Origin of the sequence: Micromonospora sp. NPDC049114, assembly GCF_040648635.1 — a bacterium.
Taxonomy (GTDB): Bacteria; Actinomycetota; Actinomycetes; order Mycobacteriales; family Micromonosporaceae; genus Micromonospora.
On record NZ_JBEZEA010000029.1, the window covers coordinates 1 to 7,791 of the forward strand.

At 71.1% G+C, this 7,791-nt stretch carries 8 protein-coding genes; 2 read left to right on the forward strand and 6 right to left on the reverse strand.

The features are described from left to right. Positions 1 to 141 precede the first annotated feature (141 nt). Both AB0B39_RS32845 and AB0B39_RS32850 read right to left on the reverse strand, forming a co-directional pair. The gene (locus tag AB0B39_RS32845; protein ID WP_357576213.1) at positions 142 to 981 is read right to left on the reverse strand and encodes a GNAT family N-acetyltransferase; all 840 of its coding nucleotides are present in this window, start codon (positions 979 to 981) and stop codon (positions 142 to 144) included. Between the two features lie 57 nt (positions 982 to 1,038). Beyond that, on the reverse strand, positions 1,039 to 2,262 hold the full coding sequence (locus AB0B39_RS32850; protein ID WP_357576214.1) for an MFS transporter: 1,224 nt from the start codon (positions 2,260 to 2,262) through the stop codon (positions 1,039 to 1,041). Between the two features lie 112 nt (positions 2,263 to 2,374). Between AB0B39_RS32850 and AB0B39_RS32855 the strand changes: the two genes are divergently transcribed. After that, positions 2,375 to 2,962, forward strand: coding sequence for a PadR family transcriptional regulator (locus tag AB0B39_RS32855; RefSeq protein ID WP_234584251.1), 588 nt, complete (start codon positions 2,375 to 2,377; stop codon positions 2,960 to 2,962). A 63-nt stretch (positions 2,963 to 3,025) separates the two neighbouring features. On the opposite strand, the gene ispG is transcribed toward AB0B39_RS32855, so the two are convergent. From ispG to AB0B39_RS32875, 4 genes are all read right to left on the reverse strand, one after another. After that, a complete protein-coding gene (gene ispG, locus AB0B39_RS32860; protein ID WP_130408231.1) occupies positions 3,026 to 4,198 on the reverse strand; it encodes a flavodoxin-dependent (E)-4-hydroxy-3-methylbut-2-enyl-diphosphate synthase in 1,173 nt (390 codons plus the stop codon). Positions 4,199 to 4,207: 9 nt separating this feature from the next. Further along, positions 4,208 to 5,458: a site-2 protease family protein gene (locus AB0B39_RS32865; RefSeq protein ID WP_357576215.1), complete on the reverse strand. Its 1,251-nt coding sequence runs from the start codon at positions 5,456 to 5,458 to the stop codon at positions 4,208 to 4,210. Next, positions 5,458 to 6,669 (reverse strand): 1-deoxy-D-xylulose-5-phosphate reductoisomerase, encoded by a 1,212-nt coding sequence (dxr, locus tag AB0B39_RS32870; protein ID WP_234584249.1) that lies wholly within the window; start codon positions 6,667 to 6,669, stop codon positions 5,458 to 5,460. Before dxr ends, AB0B39_RS32865 begins: the two co-directional genes overlap by 1 nt. 152 nt (positions 6,670 to 6,821) lie before the next feature. Beyond that, the gene (locus tag AB0B39_RS32875) at positions 6,822 to 6,986 is read right to left on the reverse strand and encodes a hypothetical protein (protein ID WP_357576216.1); all 165 of its coding nucleotides are present in this window, start codon (positions 6,984 to 6,986) and stop codon (positions 6,822 to 6,824) included. Positions 6,987 to 7,196: 210 nt separating this feature from the next. Here AB0B39_RS32875 and AB0B39_RS32880 point away from each other — a divergent pair, with 210 nt between their 5' ends. Continuing rightward, positions 7,197 to 7,640: a hypothetical protein gene (locus AB0B39_RS32880; RefSeq protein WP_357576217.1), complete on the forward strand. Its 444-nt coding sequence runs from the start codon at positions 7,197 to 7,199 to the stop codon at positions 7,638 to 7,640. Positions 7,641 to 7,791: the final 151 nt, after the last annotated feature.

Sequence of the window (7,791 nt, forward strand, 5' to 3'; positions counted from 1 at the left end):
CGATCTGCTCCCGCTCCAGCGGACTCAACCTCGACGCCATAACCACCCCAACGACGATCACGAAAGGGTGTTGCAACCATCGGTTGAGCCCGCCCAGCTGACGGAAACTGTCCAAGATCTGAAGGCGCGAGCGCTGGTCGATCAGAAGAGGACGGTGGCGAGCGTGCCGACGGGCTGGAAGCCGCAGCGCTCGTACACCCTGCGGGCCGGCAGGTTGAAGTCGTTGACGTACAGGCTGACCGTGGGGGCGACCCGGAGCAGCGCGTCGCGTACGACGGCGGCCATCGCGCCGGCGGCGATGCCGCGGCCCCGCCACTCCGGCGCGACCCAGACGCCCTGGACCTGGGCGGTCCGTTTGGTCACCACGGCCAGCTCGGCTTTGAACACGACCTTGCCGTCGACGAAGCGGGCGTACGCGCGACCGGCGCGGACCAGGTCGTTGACTCTGCGGCGGTAGCTGCGGCCGGCGTCCTCGGCGAGCGGGGAGACACCGACCTCCTCGGTGTACATGGCGACGGCAGCCGGAAAGAGCCTGTCGACCTCGCCGGAGCGGACGCGGCGTACCTCTGGATCGGCCGGTACGGCCGGCAGTGTGTCAGTGACCAGCAGCGGCTGGTTGGGGCGGACATCGCGGGCCGGGCCCCACGTGCCGGAGAGCCGGTCCCAGAGGCCGAGGACGGCGTCGGCGCGGCCGACGATTGACGAGCAGAGTCGTTCCTCCCCCGCGAGCAGGTCGGCGAAGGCGGACACGGCGGCGTCGTTGGCGAGCACCGGTGTCAGGTTGCCACCGAGCCAGCACAGCGATTCGAGGTTGCGGCGGGCGCCGTACCCCAGGATCCGCCCTTCGGCCCGCCACCAGGAGAGCCCGCGCGCGGCTATGCGCTCCGCGACCTGCGCGCCCGCGAACGGGTCACGGTCGAGGAGGCGCTCGACCGCGCGGCGCTCCGATTCCCCCAGTTGCCGTACCGGCACCGTCAGCACGACTACCAGCCTGCCAGATCGACCCCCCGCCCCGCCGGCCGAGTGGCGAGCCCGCCGTCAGACGGTCAGCGGCTCGGCGACCGGGCTGGGTGGGCGGGTCCGGCCGGCCCACCGGACGACCGGGGGCACCAGGGCACCGAGCAGGAGGAACAGCGCGCCGAGTGTGAGCCATCCCGGTACGCCCCAACCGAGGGCGAGGCTGGTCACCACGACGGGCGCGAGCATCTTGCCCAGTTCGTAGCCCATGCCGTACGTCCCCTGGTACTGCCCCTGCGCATCGGCGGGCGCCAGCCCGAAGGAGATCCCCCATCCGGCGGCGGAGTGCCACAGCTCGCCGATCACGTGCGCCAGCGACCCGCAGCAGAGCAGGCCGATGGCGCCCGGGGTGGGCAGCGCGCCGCTGGCGGCGAAGAGTACGCAGGCGAGCGCGATGACGACTCCCGCCCGGCGGGACGCGCGGGCGGCCCCGGGCAGGGTGACGGCGCTGCGTGCGGCGCGTACCTGCAGGAGCACCACGAGTGCGGTGTTGACAAGCGTCAGCACCGAGATCATCCAGGCCGGCGCCGTGGTGTGCCCGGCGATCCACAACGGCAGGGCGAGGGTGAGCAGGCTGAAGTGCATGGACATCAGCCCGTCGAGCAGGGTGAAGGCGAGAAACGGGCGGTCCCGTAGGGCGACCAGCCGGGGTCCTCGCGTCGGGGCGGCGACGGGTGCGACGGTGGGCAGCCGGGCGGAGATCGCCGCTGCGGCCAGCGACGCCACAGCCGTGGTCAGGATCAGCGTGAGGTAGCCGGCGCGGGTGTCGGCGGCGATGGCGAAGCCGCCGAGGACGGCGCCGACGGAGATCCCGACGTTGGTGGTGGCCCGCAGGTAGGCGCGGGTGTGCACCCGCTGGTCGGGTGGGATCGCGCCGGCGATGAGCGCTCCCCGGGCGCCGCGCTCGACGGCGTCGGCGAGCGCCGTGGCGGCGCCGACCAGCAGGAAGGCGGCGAACGAGCGGACGGTGACCAGCCCGGCGGTCAGGATGCCGGCCGCGATCAGGCCGCCGACCTGTGCGCCGCGCGGCCCGACGCGGTCGGCCAGGTAGCCGCTCGGTGCGCTCGCGAGCACGCCGACGAGTGCCGAGATGGTCAGCCCGACGCCGACCTGGGTGGCCGAGAGGCCGACCGAGCGGGTGAGGAAGAGCGCGCTGGCGACCAGCCACAGGCCCCGCCCGACGGTCTTGACCAGGGTGCCGAGGGTGAGGATCCGGGCCGGGCCGGGTGGTGAGAGCAGGCGCATGCCCGACACCCTAACAAGACGTACGTACGGTTTGTAAATAGCGGCTTGTCGGCGATGCATTGCCGATATATCGTTGATGCATCAGCGACAGTACGAAGAGAGGAAGAACCCCATGAGGTTCCATCGACAGCACCACCCGATGCACGAGGCCCGGATGCGGGGGTTCGGCTTCCCGCCGGTCCCGCCCGGCCCGCACGGCCACGGCCACGAGCACGGCGGCCCCTGGGGCGGACGCGGTCGCGGGCGGGGCAGGGGCCGACGCCCCAACGTCCGGGGCGCGGTGTTGGCCCTGCTCACCGAACGGCCGATGCACGGCTACGAGATGATCCAGGAGATCGACTCCCGCACCGGCGGCGCCTGGCGGCCCAGCCCGGGTTCGATCTACCCCACGCTCCAGCTCCTGGAGGACGAGGGTGTGATCGCCGCCAGCACCGAGGAGTCCAGCGGTGGGCGCAAGCGGTTCACGGTCACCGAGGCCGGGCAGGCGGAGGCCACCGCGGCTGCGGAGAGCCCGGCCTGGGCGGACGTCGCCCAGGGCACCGTGAGCAGCTGGCACGACATCCGCGACTCCGGCGCGCAGGCGATGAACGCCCTGCGTCAGGTGATGATGAACGGCACCGACGACCAGCGTGAGCGGGCCGCCCAGGTGCTCGACGAGACCCGGCGCAAGCTGTACGCGATCCTCGCCGAATCCGAGTGAGATGCGCCGGAACGAATGCGGGCCGTTCCCCGAGGGGGAACGGCCCGCATTCTTCGAACCGACTCAGTGCACGGTGACGGTCGGGCCGGTGACCAGCCCACGCAGCTCCTCGGGAAGCTCGGCGCCCATCTCGTCGGCGATGCGCAGCGCCTCCTCGATCAGCGTCTCCACGATCTGCGCCTCGGGCACCGTCTTGACGACCTGGCCCTTGACGAAGATCTGGCCCTTGCCGTTGCCGGAGGCGACGCCGAGGTCGGCCTCGCGGGCCTCGCCCGGACCGTTGACGACGCAGCCCATGACGGCGACCCGCAGCGGCACCGGCAGCCCTTCCAGGCCGGCGGTGACCTCCTCGGCGAGCTTGTAGACGTCCACCTGGGCCCGCCCGCAGGACGGGCAGGAGACGATCTCCAGACCGCGCTCGCGCAGGCCGAGGGACTCCAGGATCTGGTTGCCGACCTTGATCTCCTCGACCGGCGGGGCGGACAGCGACACCCGGATGGTGTCGCCGATGCCCTCGGCGAGCAGGGCGCCGAAGGCGACCGCCGACTTGATGGTGCCCTGGAAGGCCGGGCCGGCCTCGGTGACGCCGAGGTGCAGTGGGTAGTCGCACTGCTCGGCGAGCTGCCGGTACGCGCGGATCATCACGACCGGGTCGTTGTGCTTGACCGAGATCTTGATGTCGCGGAAGCCGTGCTCCTCGAACAGCGAGCACTCCCACAGCGCCGACTCGACGAGCGCCTCGGCGGTGGCCTTGCCGTACTTGCTCAGCAGCCGCTTGTCCAGCGAGCCCGCGTTGACGCCGATCCGGATCGGCACCCCGGCGTCCCCGGCGGCACGGGCGATCTCCTTGACCTTGTCGTCGAACTGGCGGATGTTGCCCGGGTTGACCCGGACGGCCGCGCAGCCCGCGTCGATCGCGGCGAAGACGTACTTGGGCTGGAAGTGGATGTCGGCGATCACCGGGATCTGCGACTTCTTGGCGATCGCGGGCAGCGCCTCGACGTCGTCCTGCGACGGCACCGCCACCCGGACGATCTGGCAGCCGGACGCGGTCAGCTCGGCGATCTGCTGAAGGGTCGCGTTGACGTCGGAGGTGAGGGTCGTGGTCATCGACTGCACGGACACCGGCGCACCGCCGCCGACCGGGACCGAACCGACCATGATCTGGCGGCTGGCCCGACGGGGAGCGAGCGGCGGGGGCGGCACGGCGGGCATACCGAGACTGATAGCGGTCACTTCAGGCACTCACCTTGAGAAGAGCGTGATCGGGTTGACGACGTCCGCGGCGATGGTGAGCAGCGTGAACGCGCCGCCGATCAGGATCACCGCGTACGTGAAGGGCATCAGTTTGAGGTAGTCGACCCGGCCCGGGTCGGCCCGGCCGATCCGGGCGTAGACCCAGGAGCGGACCCGTTCGAACCAGGCGATGGCGATGTGGCCGCCGTCCACCGGGAGGAGCGGTAGCAGGTTGAACACCCCGATGAAGAAGTTCAGCGACACGAAGAGCATGAAGAAGACCAGCCAGGCGTTGTTCTGCACGGCCTCCCCACCGAGCCGGCTGGCGCCGACGACGCTGATCGGGGTGTCCACGTCCCGCTCGCCGCCGGTGAGGGCGGTCCACAGGGCGGGGACCTTCTGCGGGATGCGCTGCAACGCCTGCGCGGTGCCGACGGCGAGTTGACCGGTGAAGTCGGCGGTGGCCCCGAAGGCGGCCCCCGGCCCGTACGTCACGCGGGTGGGGGTGCTGGGCACGAGACCGACGCCGAGCGCGGCCACCGGCGCGGCGGCGCCCTTCGGGTCGTCCAGCGGCGGCCGCTGGGTCTGCGCGAGCACCGTGCTGGTGCTGCCCGCCTGACCGTCGCGGACGTACTCGATCCGCGTGGTGTCGCCCGGCTTGAGACCGCGCAGCGTCGTCAGCAGGTCGCCGTAGTTGGCGATCGGGGTGCCGTTGATCGCGGTGATCCGGTCGCCGTCGCGCAGCTGCGCCTGGGCGGCCGGGCTGGCCGCGTCGGCGGGGGTGCACGCCCGCACCGCGTTCTCCGGCACCACGCAGTCGCTGAGCTGGATGACCGCGGGCTCCTGGCGGGCCTGCGCGTCGGTGGTCGGGAAGTCCGGGTTGGGCAGGCCGGCGGAGACGGCGAGGATCCAGATGGTGATCAGCGCGAGCGCGAAGTGCGTGATCGAGCCGGCGGCCATCACGATCGTCCGCTTCCAGACGGGGTAGCGCCACATCACCCGCGACTCGTCGCCCGGCTCGACGTCGTCGTCCTGCGGAGTCATCCCGACGATCTTGCAGAAGCCGCCGAGCGGGATGCCCTTGAGGCCGTACTCGGTCTCACCCCGCTGGAACGACCAGATGGTGGGGCCGAAGCCGACGAAGTACTTCGTCACCTTCATCCCGAACATCTTGGCGGTGAGCAGGTGCCCCGCCTCGTGCAGACTCACCGAGACGAGGATGGCCAGGGCGAAGAGGACCACCCCGAGCAGGTACGACATCAAGCTCCTTCCACCGAACCCGCGATGATCTCCTGCGCGTGCGCGCGCGCCCACGATTCGGCCGCGAGCACGTCCCCGACGGTACCTGGTTCGGCGAAGTCCGGAGCGTCCTCCAGCACGCGCTCCAGGGTGTCGACGATGCCGAGGAACGGCAGCCGACCCGCCACGAACGCCGCCACGCACTCCTCGTTCGCCGCGTTGTAGATCGCCGGGCGGCAGCGTCCGGCCTCCCCGGCGGCCTTGGCCAGCGCGACGGCCGGGAACGCCTGATCGTCCAGCGGCGCGAACTCCCAGGTGTGCGAAGCCGTCCAGTCGACGGCGGTGGCGGCCTCGGGCACCCGGTCCGGCCAGCCGATGCCCAGCGCGATCGGCAGCCGCATGTCCGGTGGGCTGGCCTGGGCGATCGTCGACCCGTCGACGAACTCGACCATCGAGTGGATCACCGACTGCGGGTGCACCATCACCGTGATGTCGGCGTACGGCACGTCGAACAACTCGTGCGCCTCGATCACCTCAAGCGCCTTGTTGACCATGGTCGCCGAGTTGATCGTGACGACCGGCCCCATGTTCCAGGTCGGGTGCGCGAGCGCCTGCTCCGGTGTGACCTGCGTCAGCTCGTCGCGCCGCCGCCCCCGGAACGGGCCGCCGCTGGCCGTGACGATCAGCCGCCGCACCTCGCCGCGCGCCCCGGAGCGCAGACACTGGGCCAGCGCCGAATGCTCCGAGTCGACAGGCACGATCTGCCCCGGCCGCGTCACCGCGGCCTTGACCAGCGGGCCGCCGGCCACGAGCGACTCCTTGTTGGCCAACGCCAGAGTACGACCACCGCGCAGAGCGGCCAGCGTAGGAGCGAGGCCCAGCGAGCCGACCACCCCGTTGAGCACGACGTCACACGGCCACTGCGCCAACTCGGTCATGGCGTCCGGCCCGGCCACGATCTTGGGAAGTTTGAAGTCGCCGGTGGCCCAGCCCCGCCGGCTCGCCTCCGCGTAGAACGCCAGTTGCAGGTCCTGCGCGGCGGACGCCTTGGCCACCCCGACCGCCTCGACGCCCAGTTCGAGGGCCTGCGCGGCTAGCAACTCGACGTTGCCGCCGCCGGCGCCGAGCGCCACCACCCGGAACCGGTCCGGGTTGCGCCGGACGATGTCGATGGCCTGCGTGCCGATCGAACCGGTGGACCCGAGCAGAACGAGGTCGCGGGGGGAAGTCACGAGCCCATTCTCCCCCACCCCCGCTGTACGCCCACTGGGAGCCTCAGCCCTCCCCGCGCCCTTGATCGACACCACATCGCCGACCTCGCGGGATCCGAATCCCCGGACACCCCCACCTCGCCGAACTCGTGTCGATCACGGGCGCGCGAGCCTCACCCCTGTTCGCCCGACCCGTCGGGTGCCGCCTCCTCGCCCAGCAGGCCGGCCGGATCGATGGAGAACTCGAACGGCTCCCGCATGACGAACCGCGTTCCGGCGGCAGCGGCGGCCACCGGGCTGTACTCCCCCTCGGTCAACTCGTACAGCGGATCGCACACCGACTCCGCCAGCGATCAGCCGTAGATCGTGGTCATCGCGAGGCTCGGCTGACCACCGTGAACTCGATGAAGGCGGCCCAGGCCGAGGGGGGTGAAGGTGACGCCGTCCATGCCCGACCGTCATGATCATGCGTCTGATCGTCGGATGGCCCAGGGTGTCCTACTCCGTAAGCATCAGCGGCGGTCACGGTCAAACACGGAGGGGACCACATGAACCAGAAACTTCAGGCGCGCGCGTTCGAACGGGTGGCGTCGATCCTGCAACCCGGGGAACAGCCGGTCACCGCGACCCGGGCGATGGTCGGCAGTTTCTCCGCCGGCCGACTCGGGACGGTCGTCTCGCAAGGGCTGATCACCGCGGGTGCCGGGGCGGTGGGTCACGCGCTGTCGCGGACCAAGAAGCAGTTCGTCGTCCTCACCGACCGGCGACTCATCTTCCTGCCGCAGACCTTCCTCGGCGGGCCCGGCACCGGCGTTCTCGGCGAGGTGCCCCGGGAACACGTCGCGCTCGCCGAGGCGAAGATGGGCATCGTGAGCCTGCTGCGTCTCGCCTTCGGCGACGCGGGAGACGGCGTCACGTTGACCTTCCCCCGGGTGGACAAGAAGAACGCCGAGGCCCTCGCGGCGGCCCTGGCGCCGGTGCCGACCGCCTGACCTGCCCCGGCCCCCAGCAGGGGGCACCTACAGATCTTGGACAGTTTCCGTTCGGTGGGCGGGCTCAACCGGTGGTTGCAACACCCTTTCGTGATCGTCGTTGGGGTGGTTATGGCGTCGAGGTTGAGTCCGCTGGAGCGGGAGCAGATCG

Excerpts from the sequence above, each read along its gene's own strand:
- AB0B39_RS32855 (WP_234584251.1), top strand. The coding sequence starts at position 2,375 with ATGAGGTTCCATCGACAGCACCACCCGATGCACGAGGCCCGGATGCGG.
- AB0B39_RS32865 (WP_357576215.1), bottom strand. The coding sequence starts at position 5,458 with ATGTCGTACCTGCTCGGGGTGGTCCTCTTCGCCCTGGCCATCCTCGTC.
- AB0B39_RS32880 (WP_357576217.1), top strand. The coding sequence starts at position 7,197 with ATGAACCAGAAACTTCAGGCGCGCGCGTTCGAACGGGTGGCGTCGATC.
- AB0B39_RS32850 (WP_357576214.1), bottom strand. The coding sequence starts at position 2,262 with ATGCGCCTGCTCTCACCACCCGGCCCGGCCCGGATCCTCACCCTCGGC.